General features: G+C 72.5%; 13 protein-coding genes, 1 pseudogene and 1 riboswitch. Of the genes and pseudogenes, 6 read left to right on the top strand and 8 right to left on the bottom strand.

What is annotated here, in order from left to right; all coding sequences use genetic code 11:
* The first annotated feature begins 55 nt into the window (after window positions 1-55).
* Window positions 56-1,189 carry a galactose-1-phosphate uridylyltransferase gene (gene galT, locus FLP10_RS13215; RefSeq protein WP_246150024.1) on the top strand — a complete coding sequence of 378 codons (1,134 nt, stop codon included), beginning with the start codon at window positions 56-58 and terminating at the stop codon, window positions 1,187-1,189.
* Entirely contained in the window at window positions 1,186-2,358 is a 1,173-nt protein-coding gene (galK, locus tag FLP10_RS13210) for a galactokinase (protein ID WP_149161291.1), read from the top strand. The genes galT and galK overlap by 4 nt, the downstream gene beginning before the upstream one ends.
* A 27-nt stretch (window positions 2,359-2,385) precedes the next feature.
* On the opposite strand, the gene FLP10_RS13205 is transcribed toward galK, so the two are convergent.
* From FLP10_RS13205 to FLP10_RS17620, 3 genes are all read right to left on the bottom strand, one after another.
* Entirely contained in the window at window positions 2,386-3,048 is a 663-nt protein-coding gene (locus tag FLP10_RS13205; protein WP_168209198.1) for a helix-turn-helix domain-containing protein, read from the bottom strand.
* Window positions 3,049-3,508: 460 nt separating this feature from the next.
* The gene (locus tag FLP10_RS17625; RefSeq protein ID WP_210418405.1) at window positions 3,509-4,081 is read right to left on the bottom strand and encodes a GNAT family N-acetyltransferase; all 573 of its coding nucleotides are present in this window, start codon (window positions 4,079-4,081) and stop codon (window positions 3,509-3,511) included.
* The gene (locus FLP10_RS17620; protein ID WP_210418404.1) at window positions 4,078-4,572 is read right to left on the bottom strand and encodes a YbaK/EbsC family protein; all 495 of its coding nucleotides are present in this window, start codon (window positions 4,570-4,572) and stop codon (window positions 4,078-4,080) included. The genes FLP10_RS17625 and FLP10_RS17620 overlap by 4 nt, the downstream gene beginning before the upstream one ends.
* 77 nt (window positions 4,573-4,649) lie before the next feature.
* Here FLP10_RS17620 and FLP10_RS13195 point away from each other — a divergent pair, with 77 nt between their 5' ends.
* Window positions 4,650-5,951: an APC family permease gene (locus tag FLP10_RS13195; RefSeq protein ID WP_149161288.1), complete on the top strand. Its 1,302-nt coding sequence runs from the start codon at window positions 4,650-4,652 to the stop codon at window positions 5,949-5,951.
* Window positions 5,948-6,484, top strand: coding sequence for a gamma carbonic anhydrase family protein (locus FLP10_RS13190; protein ID WP_149161287.1), 537 nt, complete (start codon window positions 5,948-5,950; stop codon window positions 6,482-6,484). The genes FLP10_RS13195 and FLP10_RS13190 overlap by 4 nt, the downstream gene beginning before the upstream one ends.
* A gap of 249 nt (window positions 6,485-6,733) precedes the next feature.
* Here FLP10_RS13190 and FLP10_RS17890 read toward each other — a convergent pair.
* The 5 genes and pseudogenes from FLP10_RS17890 to glyA form a co-directional block, all read right to left on the bottom strand.
* Window positions 6,734-7,807: pseudogene (locus tag FLP10_RS17890) on the bottom strand (DUF6716 putative glycosyltransferase); the annotation flags it as partial.
* Window positions 7,804-8,679 carry an N-acetylneuraminate synthase family protein gene (locus tag FLP10_RS13185; protein ID WP_149161286.1) on the bottom strand — a complete coding sequence of 292 codons (876 nt, stop codon included), beginning with the start codon at window positions 8,677-8,679 and terminating at the stop codon, window positions 7,804-7,806. The pseudogene FLP10_RS17890 and the gene FLP10_RS13185, both read right to left, overlap by 4 nt.
* Window positions 8,680-8,697: 18 nt before the next feature.
* A complete protein-coding gene (locus FLP10_RS13180) occupies window positions 8,698-10,014 on the bottom strand; it encodes an acylneuraminate cytidylyltransferase (RefSeq protein WP_149161285.1) in 1,317 nt (438 codons plus the stop codon).
* 132 nt (window positions 10,015-10,146) lie between these two features.
* Complete coding sequence (locus FLP10_RS13175; protein ID WP_149161284.1) at window positions 10,147-11,031, bottom strand: bifunctional methylenetetrahydrofolate dehydrogenase/methenyltetrahydrofolate cyclohydrolase; 885 nt, start codon at window positions 11,029-11,031, stop codon at window positions 10,147-10,149.
* A gap of 8 nt (window positions 11,032-11,039) precedes the next feature.
* Complete coding sequence (gene glyA / locus FLP10_RS13170; RefSeq protein WP_149161283.1) at window positions 11,040-12,314, bottom strand: serine hydroxymethyltransferase; 1,275 nt, start codon at window positions 12,312-12,314, stop codon at window positions 11,040-11,042.
* 69 nt (window positions 12,315-12,383) lie between these two features.
* Window positions 12,384-12,465, bottom strand: a riboswitch (ZMP/ZTP riboswitch).
* A gap of 97 nt (window positions 12,466-12,562) precedes the next feature.
* On the opposite strand from glyA, the gene FLP10_RS13165 reads away from it, so the two are divergent.
* Both FLP10_RS13165 and nagA read left to right on the top strand, forming a co-directional pair.
* Window positions 12,563-14,206 (top strand): beta-N-acetylhexosaminidase, encoded by a 1,644-nt coding sequence (locus tag FLP10_RS13165; RefSeq protein WP_149161282.1) that lies wholly within the window; start codon window positions 12,563-12,565, stop codon window positions 14,204-14,206.
* Window positions 14,203-15,357, top strand: a complete 1,155-nt coding sequence (gene nagA / locus FLP10_RS13160; protein WP_149161281.1) for an N-acetylglucosamine-6-phosphate deacetylase — start codon at window positions 14,203-14,205, stop codon at window positions 15,355-15,357. Before FLP10_RS13165 ends, nagA begins: the two co-directional genes overlap by 4 nt.
* The last annotated feature ends 120 nt before the right edge of the window (window positions 15,358-15,477 follow it).

The following is a 15,477-nucleotide window of genomic DNA, read 5'->3' as shown; positions in this document are numbered from 1 at the left end:
TTTGCAATAGGAAACCGACTTGTTTGCGAAACGTAAGTCGCGTAGCGTGTGCCGGGTGATCGCCGACCCTCGCATCGCTACGCATCGGGCACGTCTCGCCGACGGCCGCGAGCTCATCTACTTCGACGACGCCGACACGGCGCTCGGACCCGAGCGCGCCATCGACGCACGGGCGCTCGATCCGCGGCCCGCGACCGCGCACATGCGCCAGGACCCGCTCACCGGCGATTGGGTCTCGATCGCCGCGGCCCGGCAGAACCGGGTCTTCCTGCCGCCCGCGCATCTCGACCCCCTCGCACCGCAATCGCCGGGCAACCCGTCCGAGATCCCGAGCACCTACGATGTCGCGGTGTTCGAGAACCGCTCACCGTCGTTCGGCCCCGCCCTCGCCGAACCGGGAACGCCCGACGCCGATCCGGCGACGGCGCTCGCGGTGACGCGCAGCATCGGGCTCGAGCGCACGCTGCCCTCGGTCGGTCGCTGCGAGGTGGTGTGCTTCGCACCCGACCACGAGGGGTCGTTCGGCACCCAGACGGTCTCGCGCGCCCGCACGGTCATCGAGGCGTGGGCGCAGCGCACCGCCGAGTTGTCGGCACTGCCCGGGGTGCAGCAGGTGTTCCCGTTCGAGAACCGCGGCGAGGCGATCGGCGTGACGCTGGGGCATCCGCACGGGCAGATCTACTCGTACCCGTACGTGACGCCTCGCACGCAGCGACTGCTCGACGCGATCGACGCGTATGGCCCGACCCTCATGGCCGACCTGATCGAGCGCGAGCTCGCGGGGCCCCGCGTGCTGCTGCGCGGCGAGCACTGGAGCGCCTACGTGCCGTTCGCCGCCCGCTGGCCGATCGAGGTGCACCTCGTGCCGCACCGGCACGTACCCGACCTCGCCGAGACGACGCTGGCCGAGCGCGACGAGCTCGCCCGGGTCTACCTGCGGCTGCTGCGCGGCATCGACGCGCTCTACGACACCCCCACGCCCTACATCGCGGCGTGGCATCAGGCTCCGGTGCACGAGCGGCGCGACGAGGTTCGGCTCACCCTGCAGCTCACGAGCCCGCGGCGCGCGGCCGACAAGCTCAAGTTCCTCGCCGGATCCGAGGCGGCGATGGGCGCCTGGATCGGCGACGTGCCGCCCGAAACGCAGGCCGAGGCGCTGCGCACCGCGATCGAAGGAGTGGACGAATGAACGACGCCGCCACCGCTCGGCAGCGATTCGCGGAGTATTACGGGCACGCGCCGGTGGGGGTCTGGTCGGCACCGGGACGCGTGAACCTCATCGGCGAGCACACCGACTACAACGACGGGTTCGTGTTCCCGTTCGCGATCGCCGAGCGCACGTGGGTGGCCCTCGGTGACCGGGATGACCGGGTCGTGCGCGTCGCCACGTCGTTCACACCCGACCCCGTCGAGGTCCACCTCGAGGAGCTCGCCGTCGAACGGCTCGCGCCCGACTCGGTGAGCGGATGGTCGGCGTATCCGCTCGGGGTCGCATGGGCGCTCGGGCGGTTCGGCGGCGAGCTCGCGCACGCGCGCGGCGTCGACCTGTTCATCACGAGCGACGTGCCGGTCGGGGCAGGGCTCTCGTCGTCGGCGGCCCTCGAGAGCGCGGTCGCGCTCGCGCTCGACGAGCACTGGGGCCTCGGGCTCGATCGACCGACCCTCGCCAAGGTCGGCCGTCTCGCCGAGAACGAGGTCGTCGGCGCACCGACGGGCATCCTCGACCAGTCGGCGTCGCTGCTCAGCGAGCCCGACGCGGCGGTGTTCCTCGACTGCCGCAGCCTCGATGCCGAGGTGATCCCGTTGCACCTCGCCGACGAGCGCTTCACGATCCTCGTCATCGACACGAAGGTCGAGCACGCGCACGCGACCGGCGGGTACGCCGCACGTCGAGCGTCCTGCGAGGCGGGCGCCCGCGCGCTCGGCGTGCCGTCGCTGCGCGATCTCGACGTCGACGACCTGGCTCACGCGGAGCAGGTGCTCGACGATGAGACGTTCCGGCGGGTGCGGCACATCGTGACCGAGAACCGACGCGTGCTCGACACGGTTCGCACGCTGCGCGAGCGCGGCCCGGGAGCGATCGGTTCGCTGCTGGATGCCTCGCACGCGTCCATGCGCGACGACTTCGAGATCACCGTGCCCGAGATCGATCTGGCCGTCTCGGTCGCGCAGTCGCATGGCGCGGTCGGCGCCCGCATGACGGGCGGAGGCTTCGGCGGCTCGGCGATCGCACTCGTCGCCGTCGACCTCGTGCCGGCGATCTCGACCGCCGTCCGCGAGGCGTTCGCCGAGCACGGCTACGGCGAGCCGGTGATCTTCACCGAGCAGCCGGGCGCCGGCGCCCGCCGCGACGCGTAGGTCGTACTGCCGGGCCGCCCGGGGCAGTCACGGCTCGCAGCGGCACCCGCATTCTTCGATGCAGCGGGGTGACATCCAACACTCCATCGGACACTCGCACGTCGCATCGGGCGACGCCGAGCCGAGGCGCGCTGCTCGAGCTCGATGGGCGTCACGTCGTTCGCGTTCCAGCGCCGCCAGGCTGGCGCTCGTCGGGTGGTCGTGCATCGGGCCGAGCGAGTACCGATGGCGTCGGCGATCGCGGCGTGCGCGGTGGTGGTACCAGGCACGGGGCTCGGGCCGATCGTAATGAGTGTCGAGCATCGCCGAGATCGGACGGTCGGAGAGGGGCCTCGCGTCGAGGTGCGCGGGGAGTCGGCGACCGGCGTTGTCACGCACCACGTCGCGCGGAACCGTCGCGACCGGCTCGCCATCGGCGTCGACGAGCGCGAGGCGCAGCCCCGCGACGGCGACGATGTGGGCCAGCACCGCGACGTCGATCCGCCGATTCCCACCCTCGATCCGGGCGATCTGCGATTGGTCGACGCCCACGATCGCGCCGAGCTCACGCTGACTCAGATCGCACAGCCGCCGCACCCGGAGCACCATTCCAGGCACGTCGACGTCGCTCAGTTCGCGGCGTGCCCCGCCCGCCCGCAAATCCCCTCCATCGCCGGTCGAACCCAGCTCGCGCACCGATCGCTCGTGCATCCTCCGTACCTCCTCGGTCGAATGCTGCACCGCCCCACCGACACGCCCGTTCGCGCGCGCCTCCCACCCGTTTCCGCCCGATGCCTTCCAACCCGGCACACGGACGCCACCCGGCCCCACACGCCTCCGGCATTGATGCGCGCCTGGCATACCCACACCCGGCACCCGCCGAACGCCTCCGGCATTGATGCGCGCCTGGCATACCCACACCCGGCACCCGCCGAACGCCTCCGGCACTGATGCGCGCCTGGCATACCCACACCCGGCACCCGCCGAACGCCTCCGGCACTGATGCCACACACGCATCAGTGCCGGAGGCGACACCACCGCACCCCACCACCGCCATGCCACACACGCATCAGTGCCGGAGGCGACACCACCTCACCCCACCACCGCCATGCCACACCCGCATCAGTGCCGGAGGCGACACGAGCATGCCCACCACGGCGATGCCAGCGGCTCAGCGCGTCGTGGTCCACTCCTCGGCGAGCACCGCGTACGTGTAGCCGTCGATCCAACCGAGCTCGGCGTGCCAGGAGTCGCGCACGCCGTGCTGCTCACGACGCATGCCGACGTTCTCCATGACGCGCCATGACGGCGTGTTGTCGGCGAAGCAGCCCGCCGTGACGCGGTGCAATCCGAGCGTGGTGAAGGCGAGGTCGAGCAGCGCCCGCGCGATCGTGGTCGCATACCCTCGACCCGCGAACGCGGGATCGACGAGGTATCCGAGGCTGCCCTCGGCGCGACGCCACGCATCCCCGTCCGTCTGCCCCATGCCGTCGAGCACCTCGAGCGATCCCGTCCCGACGATCACGCCATCGAGGTCGGCGACCACGGAGAAGTCGTTCGGGTCTTCGACCGCGAGCAGCCACGCGCGGCGGAAGGCATCGGGGTCGACGGTGGTCCGCAGGAGCCAGCGGGTGACCTCGGGTCGATTGCGCCAGACCAGCACCTGGTCCAGGTCGACGCTCGTCGGCGGACGCAGAACGAGAGGTCCTGCGACGATCGGCCACGAGACGTCGGAAGTCCTCACACCGCGCTCGCCCGCGCCGGCTCGACCGGATGCGGGGTGCCTCCCGTGATGCGCACGAGTTCGTCGAACGTGGTCGGGAAGACCGTCTTCGCATGGCCCGCCGCAGCCCAGACGACGTCGTGTTCGGCGAGCATCGTGTCGATGATCGTGCGCACCGGCGCGGGGTGGCCGACGGGAGCGACACCGCCGATCACCTGGCCCGTGGCATCCTTCACCAGGTCCTTCGAGGCGCGCGCGATCGTACCTCCCAGCTGCTCGCCCAGCCACGCGGTGTCGACGCGATGCGCCCCCGAGGTGAGCACCAGGATCGGTTCGCCGTCGAGCGTGAAGACCAGCGAGTTCGCGATCTGACCGACCTCGATGCCGAGGGCGTCGGCGGCGAGCTGCGCGGTCGTCACCGCGTCGTCGAACCAGGTGATCTCGGGCGTGACGCCCCGGGCTGCGAGCGCGACGGCGACACGCTCGACGGCGGGGTGCGAGGGCTGGGTCATGCGCCGATCCTACGAGATCGCGCGCGCTCGCCGGCCGCCGGCCCCTCCGCGTCATCCGCACCCGGTACCCTGCCCGCATGTCGACCCCCGCACCTCCGCTCGCGCGACGGTTGGGACTCGGCGACGCGATCTGGATCGGGCTCGCCTCGATGATCGGCGCGGGCGTGTTCGCCGCCCTCGCGCCGGCCGCTGCCGTCGCCGGCGACGCACTGCTCATCGGACTCGTGATCGCCGCGGCAGTCGCCTGGGCGAACGCGAGTTCCACCGCCCAGCTGGCGGCCCGGTATCCCGAGGCGGGCGGGGTGTACCGGTTCGGACGCGAGCGGCTGGGCGAATGGCCCGGGTTCCTCGCCGGCTGGGGATTCGTGGTGGGCAAGACCGCGAGCTGCGCTGCCATGGCGATGACGTTCGCAGCGTACGTCGCACCGGCGGGCTGGGAACGTCCGCTCGCGATCGCCGCCGTCGCGGTACTGAGCGGCGTGAACCTGCTCGGCATCACGCGCACGGCCCGAACAGCAGCCGTCATCGTCGCCGTGGTGCTCGCCGTGCTCGCGCTCGTCGTCGTCGCGGGCACGGTCACGGTCGCGCCGACGGGCAGTGGTTCCGGAGCGGGCCCAGCTGTCGGGCACCTCGGCGAGGGCTGGCCGCCGCCGGTCGGATGGCTCGGGGTGCTGCAATCCGCCGGACTGCTGTTCTTCGCGTTCGCGGGCTACGCGCGCATCGCGACACTCGGCGAGGAGGTGCGCGATCCAGCCCGAACCATCCCGCGTGCGATCGGCATCGCCCTCGCGATCGTGGTCGGCGTATACGCGATCGTGTCGCTGGTCGCGCTGTCCGCGATCGGGGCATCCGAGCTCGCCGCATCCCACGCACCGCTCGCCGATGTCGCCGCATCGAGCGGATGGGAGTGGACCCGACCGATCGTGCAGTCCGGTGCCGCACTCGCCGCGCTCGGCGCGCTTCTCGCGCTGATCGCCGGAATCGGGCGCACCGCACTCGCCATGGCCCGTGACCGCGAGCTGCCCGCCGCGCTCGCAGCGGTGCATCCGCGTTCGCACGCGCCATGGGTCGCCGAGGTCGTCGTCGCGATCGCGATCATCGTGCTCGTCGCGGCGACCGACCTGCGCGGTGCGATCGGGTTCAGCTCGTTCGGGGTGCTCGTCTACTACCTGGTCGCGAACGCGGCCGCGTTCACCCAACCGGTCGCCGAACGCCGGATGCCGCGCTGGGCGTCGGCGGCCGGAGCGGCCGGATGCGTCGTGCTGGTCGCGACGCTGCCCGCGGCGTCGGTGATCGGCGGTCTCGTCGTGTTCGCCCTCGGGGTGGTCTCCCGGCTCGCCACGTCGCGGTACCGCGGCGGTCCTAGGCTGACCCCATGAGTGTCGACCCTGCTGCCCGCATCATCCCGCTCGCCGGCGTGCCCGCGCCGGCCGTGCACGAGCAGGCATTCGTCGCCGCCGGCGCCGTGATCGTCGGCGACGTGCGGCTCGACGTCGACTCGAGCGTCTGGTACAACGCCGTGCTGCGCGCCGAGGCCGAACCGATCACGATCGGGCCGCGCGCGAACCTGCAGGACAACGTGGTGTGCCACGTCGACGCCGGGTACCCGCTCACGGTCGGCGCGGACGTGTCGGTCGGGCACACCGCGGTGCTGCACGGCTGCACGGTCGAGGACGGCTCGCTCATCGGCATGGGCGCCTCGGTGCTCAACGGCGCGATCATCGGCGCGGGGTCGCTCGTCGCGGCCGGCGCCGTGGTGCTCGAGGGCACGATCGTGCCGCCCGGATCACTCGTCGCCGGGGTTCCGGCGAAGGTCCGCCGCGAGCTGACCGACGACGAGCGCGTCGGCCTGCTGCGCAACGCCGACGCCTACCTGCGGCACGTCGCCGAGCACACCGCCCCGCTCGACTGACCCGCGGCGTTCAGCCGCCGATGGCACCTCCGCGGCGCCGCCCCGCAGTCTTCGCACACGGCGCACGAGCCAGCGCGCCGGACGACCGACCGCCATCGCCGCCCGGCCGGTGAGCGACCGGTCGAACGGCCCGAGCATGCGACGGCGATCGTACGCGGCCCGCAGCGCCCCGCCGACGCGGTCTCGCGTGCGCGGCAGCACGGGCAGCGGCGCGACCTCGCGGGCCGCGGCGAACCCCTCGAGGCGCTGCACCCAGTCGTCGGCGTCGTCGCCGTGGAAGTAGTTGTCGCGACGCCAACCCTGGTCGACACGTCGCCAACGCCCGGCGATCAGGTCGTCGGCACTGCCGAACAGGCCCGACCCGATGAACACCGTGTTGATGAGCTCGGGCGCTATGCCGAACTCGTCGATGAGCAGCACCGGCACGCCGGCCGCCACCGCCTCGATCGCCGCGGTCGAACCGACGGTCACCAGGGCTCCGGCCCGGCGCAGCTGTGCGGCCATAGGTCCGTCCTCGACGACGAGGTTCGCGGGCGGCGGAGCATCCGATCGCCGCAACCGCTCGACGAGGTCGCCGTAGTCGAACGCCTCGGCGTGGGTCTGCGCCTCGCCGGCCCGAGCACGCACCTTCACGACCACCCGATGCTCGGGGTGCCGCCGGGCGTGCACGGCGAGCCAGCCGAGCACCCGCAGCCGATCGTCGAGCTCGGCCGGCACCTTCGCCTGCGCGGCGAACACGATGTCGAGGCCCGGCCCGCCGGTGCCGGCCGACGCATCGGACGTCGTGGGCCCGGCGCCCTTCAATCCGCCGCGCACCCGCAGGAACGGCAGCGTCGCGAGCCCGAACTCCGCCCGCAGTCCGGACTCGTGCGCGAGCGACGTGAACTCGCGCACCTCGCGGCGGCTGTGCAGCACGACCAGGTCGGTCTGCTCGCGATAGACGATCGCCTTGCGCACCGCAGGGATCGTCAGCCCCGGGAACCCGCTGAGCAGCACGGGCCGCCGCGCGCGGCGTAGGATGCGCGGCGCGACCACCCGCACGAACGGCCCGCGCAGCGCGAGCAGCACGGCGTCGGGTGCGAAGCCGTCGAGCAGGTCGCCGAGTTCGTCGAGCGCGATCACCGCGACGTCGTCGGGCTCGAAGCGCGATCCGGCGAGCGCAGCGGCGAGCTGGCGCGTGCTCGGCGCGACCGGTGACGCGATCACGACGACCCGGGTGCGCCAGCGGCGGTGCGGAAGCGTGGTGGCGAGCGAGGCGCCCCACTTCAGGTACGAGTCGGAATCGGCGACGACGAGCAGCCGCCGCGAGGCATCCGACCTCACGACTGCAGGATCCGCCGGAGCTTCGCCTTCGGCGCCTCCTCGCCCGGGAAGACGCGCTTCACGCCGTCGCCGAGCGCTGCCTCCAGCACCCTGATGTCGCGCACCAGGTGCGCGAGCCCCTGCGGTTCGAGCGACGCGGCCTGGTCGCTGCCCCACATCGCGCGGTCGAGGGTGATGTGCCGCTCGATCGCGGCAGCGCCGAGCGCGACCGCGGCGATCGAGATCTGCAGCCCGCGCTCGTGGCCCGAGTAGCCGACCGGAACGCCGGGGTAGCGGCGGCGCAACGCGTCGATGACGAGCAGGTTCGCCTCCTCGGGCGGCATCGGGTAGCTGGAGGTCGCGTGCATGAGCACCAACCGGTCGGTGCCGAGCACCTCGACGGCGAGGTCGATCTCGTCGAGCGTCGACATGCCGGTCGACAGGATCACGGGCTTGCCCGTGCGCCGTACGGCGTCGAGCAGTGCGAGGTCGGTGAGACAGGCCGAGGCGATCTTGTGGGCCACGACCCCGTGACGCTCGAGGAACTCGACCGACGGCACATCCCAGGGCGACGCGAACCAGTCGAGCCCGCGCGCGGTCGCGTGCGCGCCGACCTCGCGGTACTCGGCGTCGCCGAACTCGACCCGGCGCCGGTACTCGAGGTACGTCATCGTGCCCCACGGCGTCTCGCGGAGCTGGTCGCGCATGTGCGGGGGCGTCGCGATCTCGGGCGTGCGCTTCTGGAACTTCACCGCCTGCGCGCCCGCGTCGGCCGCGACATCGATGAGCCGCTTGGCCACCTCGACGTCGCCGTTGTGGTTGAGGCCGATCTCGGCGATGACGTACACGGGTTCGAACGGCCCGACCTCGCGGGCGCCGATGCGAACGGACATGATGCTCCTCTGGTTCGGTCAGCGGGCGACGGGAAGGAAGTCGGGGTCGAATGGCGCGGCGGTCGCGGTGCGCGAATCGGATGCCTCGGGCGAATCGGATGCCCCGGGCGAATCGGATGCCTCGGGCGAATCGGATGCCTCGTCGTCGTGCCGCGCGCGAGCCGCCAGCACCAGGTCGGCGAGCTCGCGGACCGCGCCGTGCCCGCCGGCGCGCTCGAGCACCAGGCGAGCCGCCTCGCGCACCTCGGGCACCGCGTCGGCGACCGCGACGGGCCACCCGGCCAGCGCGAGCGCGGGCAGGTCGCCGAGGTCGTTGCCGAGGTAGGCGACGCGGTCGAGCCGGATGCCGCGGGTCTGCGCCCACTCGGCGAGCACCTCGCCCTTCTGCCCGACCGACTGGATGCACTCCACGCCGAGTTTGCGGGCGCGCCGCGCGACGACGGGGTTCTCCTCGGCCGAGAGGATGAGCACCGGGATGCCCGCGCGGCGCAGCCGCGCCACGCCCTGCCCGTCGGCCCGGCTCACCCGCACGCTCTCGACGCCGTGCTCGTCGACCGTCGCGGTGTCGTCGGTGTGCACGCCGTCGAAGTCGGTGACCACGGCGTCGACGTCGACGACGGGAGCAGCGACGGCGAGCAACGGGTCGAGCGTCGGTGCGACGGCGCGGGCGAGCTCGAGGTCATGCGGGTCGTCGATCTCGATCGCCGTTCTGGGATCGACCGGGGTCAGCCCGACGCGTCCGAAGAACCGGTGCCCCGCGGCGCGGAACCCCTCGGCGTCGATCACGTAGAACGCGCCGGTCTCGAGCCACTCGGGCGAGCGCTCCTGTCGGCGTGGGCGCCGCCTCGGCTCGTGGTTGACGCCGTACGCGGCGCCCGAGGCATCCGTTCGCCAGAGGAACCCGTGGCTGGGCACCGCCGCGAAGACCGCGTCGCGCTCGCCAGACGCGACCCGCTCGATCGCGCGGTCGAGGTCGCTCGGGCGGATGAACGGCGAGGTCGCCTGGATGAAGACGACGACGTCGGGTGCGTCTTCGTCGCCGAGCACGTCGAGCGCGTGCAGCAGCGCCGATTCGCTCGAGGCGTCGGGACCGGCGAGTGCGGTCGGGCGGTCGATGATGTCGGCGCCCGCCGCGTTCGCGACGTCCGCGATCACCGGGTCGTCGGTCGTCACCACCACCCGGTCGACATGCTTCGCGGCGAGGGCCGCCCCCACGGCCCTCGCCACGAGCGGCAGCCCGCCCACCCTGGCCACGTTCTTCCCGGGCAGACCCTGCGAGCCACCTCGAGCAGGGATGATCGCCGTGACGCGGCGGAACGGTGCATCGGCGGGCATGCCCCGAAGCTAGGCGCGGAGGTCGACGACCGGGTGCCGCGCGGGTGGCGATCGGGTGAACGGGCCGCGAACGCACTGATGCCCCCGACCGACGCGGTCGGGGGCATCCACGAGGTCGATGCGCGCTGCGGCTCAGCCTCCGAGCTTCAGCTCAGCCGCCTTCACCACGTTCGCCAGCAGCATCGCGCGGGTCATCGGGCCGACGCCACCGGGATTCGGCGAGAGGAAGCCCGCCACCTCGGCCACGGCAGGGTCGACGTCGCCGGTCAGCTTGCCCTTGCCGGTCTCCTCGTCTTCGACGCGCGTGATGCCGACGTCGAGCACGGCCGCGCCCGGCTTCACCCAGTCGGGCCGCACGAGGTGCGGCACGCCGACGGCCGCGACGACGATGTCGGCACGGCGCACCTCGGCGGCAAGGTCGAGCGTGCGCGAGTGCGTGAGGGTGACCGTCGCATCCAGCCCCTTACGCGTGAAGAGCAGGCCGAGCGGGCGACCGACCGTGAGGCCGCGCCCGATCACCGTCACGTGCTTGCCGCGGATCGGCACGTCGTACCGGCGCAGCATCTCGACGATGCCGGCCGGGGTGCACGGCAGCGGCGAGCGCAGCTCGCCCTCGATGCCGAGCACGAGCCGCCCGAGGTTCGTCGGGTGCAGACCGTCGGCGTCCTTCGACGGGTCGATGGCCTCGAGCGCCGCATGCTCGTCGAGCCCGGCCGGCAGAGGCAGCTGCACGATGTACCCGGTGACCTCGGGAGCGTGGTTCAGGTCGCGGATCGCGGCCATCACATCGGCCTGGGTCGACGAGGCCGGCAGGTCGACCCGGATCGACTCGATGCCCACCTCGGCGCAGTCGCGGTGCTTGCCGGCGACGTACGAGCGCGAACCCGGGTCGTCGCCGACCAGCAGCGTGCCGAGGCCGGGCACGATGCCGTTGGCCCGCAGGTGCGCGATGCGCCCCGCGAGCTCGGACTTGACAGCGGTCGCGGTCGCGACGCCGTCGAGCTTCACAGCGGTCATGTCGGCCCCTACTGCTGCAGGCCGGGGTACAGCGGGAAGCGCTCGGTGAGCGCCTGCACCCGCGCGCGCTGGGCCGCGATGTCGGCGCCGCCCTTCAGCACCTCGGCGATGATGTCGGCGACCTCGGTGAACTCGGCGTCGCCGAAGCCGCGGGTCGCGAGCGCGGGCGTGCCGATGCGCAGGCCCGAGGTGACCATCGGCGGGCGCGGGTCGAACGGCACCGCGTTGCGGTTCACCGTGATGAGCGCTTCGTGCAGCAGGTCCTCGGCCTGCTTGCCGTCGAGCTGCGAGTCGCGCAGGTCGGCGAGCACGAGGTGCACGTCGGTGCCGCCGGTGAGCACGTCGACGCCCGCGGCCTTGGAGTCATCGGCTGTGAGGCGCGACGCGAGGATGCGGGCACCGCTCAGGGTGCGCTCCTGACGGTCGCGGAACTCGTCGGATGCGGCGATCTTGAACGCCGTGGCCTTCGCCGCGATCACGTGCATCAGCGGGCCGCCCTGCTGGCCGGGGAACACGTTCGAGTTGAGCTTCTTCGCGAGGTCGGCCTCGTTCGTCAGGATGAAGCCCGAGCGCGGGCCGCCGATCGTCTTGTGCACCGTCGACGACACGACGTGCGCGTACGGCACGGGCGAGGGGTGCAGACCCGCGGCCACGAGGCCGGCGAAGTGCGCCATGTCGACCCACAGCGTCGCGCCGACCTCGTCGGCGATCTCGCGGAACGCGGCGAAGTCGAGCTGGCGCGGGTACGCGCTCCAGCCGGCGATGATCACCTTCGGCTTGTGCTCGCGGGCCTTGTCGCGCACCACGTCGAGGTCGACGAGGAACGTCTCGGGGTCGACGCCGTAGGACACGGCGTTGTAGAGCTTGCCCGAGAAGTTCAGCCTCATGCCGTGGGTGAGGTGGCCGCCGTGCGCGAGCTCGAGGCCGAGGATGGTGTCGCCCGGGGTGGCGATCGCGCTCAGCACGGCCGCGTTCGCGGAGGCGCCCGAGTGCGGCTGCACGTTGGCGAACTCGGCGCCGAACAGCGACTTCGCCCGCGCGATGGCGAGGTTCTCGGCGATGTCGACGAACTCGCAGCCGCCGTAGTAGCGGCGACCGGGGTAGCCCTCGGCGTACTTGTTGGTGAGCACCGAGCCCTGCGACTGCAGCACCGAGACGGGCACGAAGTTCTCGCTCGCGATCATCTCGAGGTAGTCGCGCTGGCGACCGAGCTCGAGCTCGAGGACTTCGGCGATCTCGGGATCGACGGCGGACAGCGGCTGGTTGAAGATCGATTCGGCCAAGACCGGCTCCTTCTGGACATGCGGACGGACGTGATGATGGGCCTCGGGCGACTCGCGCCACGAGGCATCCGTACCGGCCCAGGCGTGCGGTCGATGCGTGCCGGTCGCTCCCCGATGGTGAACCATCTCAACGCCAGTCGCGACGCGGCAAGCATACCAATGGATGCCTGGGAGCCGTGTTCGCCCTGTCGCTGCGTCGCCGTCCGTGGGAAGATGGGACTCCACGAGTTTGTTAGGACTCCTTCCATATGCGACGACGCACCTCGGCGCTGCTCGCGAGCGGGCTGCTCGCGACCACGCTGCTCGCCGGCTGCTCATCCGCCGACCAGAATGGAACCACCATGCCCGGCATCACGCCACTGCCCGTCTCGTTCGAGTTGCACGAGGGGGCGGCGCCGTTCCGGCTCACCGAGTCGACGCGCATCATCGTCGAGGGCGACGCGGCGACGGCGCCCGAGCTCCTCGCCGAACGGCTGCGTGCCGCGACGGGCTGGGAGGTGCCGGTCGTCGCTGCCGGCTCGTCCGCCGGCTCGAGCGCCTCCGACATCATGATCGTCGTCGCGCCCGGCGAGGCACCCGACGGCGCCGCCGAGGGCTACACGCTCGAGGTCGACTCCGACGGCGCGCGCATCGGCGCCGACACCCCCGCGGGCGCCTTCTGGGGCACGCAGTCGCTGCGGCAGTTGCTTCCGGCCGCGATCGAGCGAGCGGATGCCACGGAGCCCGACGGCGGCTGGGCCGCCGCAGCGGCGTCCGTCACCGACGCCCCGCGCTTCGCCTACCGCGCCGCGATGCTCGATGTGGCGCGCCACTTCTTCCCCGTCGAGGATGTCGAGCGCTACCTCGACCAGCTCGCCCTGCTGAAGCTCAACGTCCTGCATCTGCACCTCACCGACGACCAGGGCTGGCGTCTCGAGATCCCGGGTCGGCCCGAACTCACCGGCATCGGCGCCTCGACCTCGGTCGGCGGCGACGGCGGCGGCTTCTACACTGCCGACGACTATCGCCGCATCGTCGCGTACGCCGCCGACCGGCAGATCACCGTCGTGCCCGAGATCGACCTGCCCGGGCACACGAACGCGGCGCTCAGCGCCACCCCCGAGCTGAACTGCGACGGCGTCGCGCCCGCGCCGTACGAGGGCGTCGAGGTCGGCTTCTCGTCCCTCTGCGCGTCGCCCGAGCGCGCCGAGGTCACCGATCGATTCCTCGCCGACGTGCTCGGCACCGTCGCCTCGCTCACCCCCGGGCCGTACCTGCACGTCGGCGGCGACGAGTCGCTCGCGACGAGCGAGGCCGACTACCTCGACCTCGTGCGCCGCATCACCGCGGCGGCCGCCGCGACCGGCAAGACCGTGATCGCCTGGCACGAGGCAGGTGCGTCGACCGATCTGCCCGAGGGCACGATCGGCCAGTACTGGAACTTCGTCGAGCCCGCGAACGACGACGAGGTCGCCAACGCCGTGTCGTTCGTCGAGCAGGGCGGAGCGCTCGTGATGTCGCCCGCCGATGTCGCCTACCTCGACATGAAGTACGTCGACGACCCGCAGACCGCCCTCGGGCGCACGGTCGGGCTGCAATGGGCGAAAGGCCCGACGACGCTCGACGAGGCCTATGCGTGGGAGCCGACCGAGATCCTGCCCGGCGTCGGCGAGACGCAGGTGCTCGGCATCGAGGCGCCGCTCTGGACCGAGACGGTGTCGCGCATCGAGGAGGTCGAGTTCCTGGTGTTCCCCCGCGTCACCGCGATCGCCGAGATCGCGTGGTCGCCGCGCCCCGACGGAGGCGAGCGCGACCACGACGCGTTCTTCGAGCGCGTGGCGCGGCTCGGCGAGCGCTGGGACGTGCTCGGGGTGACCTACTACCCGGTGCGGGGCGTACCGTGGACGCGATGAGCACGACGACCGTCATCCATTCCGCCCGGCTGATCACGCGTGGCGAACGCACCGACGACGGCTGGGTGCGCTTCGAAGGCGATCGGATCGCCGAGCGTGGGCTGGGCGACGGCTGGCGCGAGCGGGTCGCCCCCGACGCGCAGGTGACGGATGCCGCGGGGCGGCTGCTCGTGCCGGGATTCATCGACCTGCACGGGCACGGCGGAGCGGGGGTCGCGTACGACGAGGGCGCCGAGGCGATCGAGCGAGGCCTGTCGATGCACGCCGCGCACGGCACCACGCGCGCGGTGCTCTCGCTCGTCACCGCCCCGGTCGACCGACTCGTCGACCAGCTCGCGGTCGTCGCCGAGGCCTCGCGACGCGACCCGCGCGTACTGGGCGCGCACCTCGAAGGGCCCTTCCTCGACCACGAGTTCCGCGGCGCCCACGACCCGGCCCTGCTGCGTCGGGCCGATGCGGCCGCGGTCCAGCGGCTGCTCGCGGCATCCGACGGCGCCCTGCGCCAGGTGACCATCGCACCCGAGCACCCGGGCGCGCTCGACGCGATCGATCGGTTCGTCGAGGCGGGCGTGCGCGTCGCGGTGGGGCACACGGGCGCCGACTTCGACACCGCGCTCGCGGCGTTCCAGGCGGGTGCGTCGATCCTGACGCATGCGTTCAACGGCATGCGCGGAATCCACCACCGCGCCCCGGGCCCGGTGGTCGCCGCGATGCACGCCGATCACGTCACGCTCGAGATCGTGAACGACGGCGTGCACGTGCACCCCGACGTGGTGCGACTCGCGTTCCGCGGCGCACCCGGCCGAGTCGCCCTCATCACCGACGCGATGGCCGCCGCGGGCGCCGCCGACGGGCGGTACGACCTCGGCTCGCTCGAGGTCGAGGTCGTCGACGGCGTCGCCCGGCTCGTCGAGGGCGGCAGCATCGCGGGGTCGACGCTCACGCTCGACGCGGCGCTGCGCCGTGCGGTGCTCGAGTGCGGCATCCCGCTGGAGGAGGCGGTCGGCGCGTTGACCGTGACGCCGGCCGCGGCCATCGGGCGCGCCCACGATCTCGGTCGGCTCGATCGCGGCTTCGCCGCCGACGCGGTGCTGCTCGGCGACGACCTCGCCGTCGAGGCGGTGTGGGGCGCGGGGACGCGGCTGTCCTGAGCACGGGTTCGGGCTCCGCACTCACGCGAGGGCCTCGCATTCGACGCCGCATCCCCGCCGGAGGGCGACGGCCGGGCCCGGATGACTGTTCCCCCAGCCCACCCGAGACCGGCCGTTGCG

This window comes from Agromyces intestinalis (assembly GCF_008365295.1).
Classification (GTDB): domain Bacteria; phylum Actinomycetota; class Actinomycetes; order Actinomycetales; family Microbacteriaceae; genus Agromyces; species Agromyces intestinalis.
Note: the sequence above shows the minus strand (reverse complement) of the source record. Positions and strands in the feature narration are given on the sequence as shown.